This window comes from Photorhabdus bodei (assembly GCF_003287735.1).
GTDB classification, from domain to species: domain Bacteria; phylum Pseudomonadota; class Gammaproteobacteria; order Enterobacterales; family Enterobacteriaceae; genus Photorhabdus; species Photorhabdus kayaii.
Genome location: NZ_NSCM01000173.1, coordinates 1 through 255, shown reverse-complemented (window position 1 = coordinate 255; position 255 = coordinate 1). Strand labels below are relative to the sequence as shown.

Here is a 255-nt window from a genome sequence, read left to right as displayed (position 1 = left end):
ACCTGCTGGGCATTCAGAACGCCCCGGTCCCGGGGAAAGCCGCCCTGAGCGCCGTTCAGCAGCGGCTGGAACAGCATAACGGCGACCCGATTTTCGACGTCCAGCAGCGGGCGAAAAACCTGCCGGAGCCGCTCAACCGCTGGGTCGGCGAACTGGCCGAACAGGCCTGGCGGGTGGTGATGCGGGAAGCGATAAGCTCGCTGGAAATCGAATGGCACGACACCGTCGTCAGACAGTACCAGACCTACCTGGCCG

At 64.7% G+C, this 255-nt stretch carries 1 pseudogene; it reads left to right on the top strand.

What is annotated here, in order from left to right:
• Nucleotides 1-255 (top strand): annotated as a pseudogene (locus CKY02_RS23315) (type VI secretion system membrane subunit TssM); the annotation flags it as partial.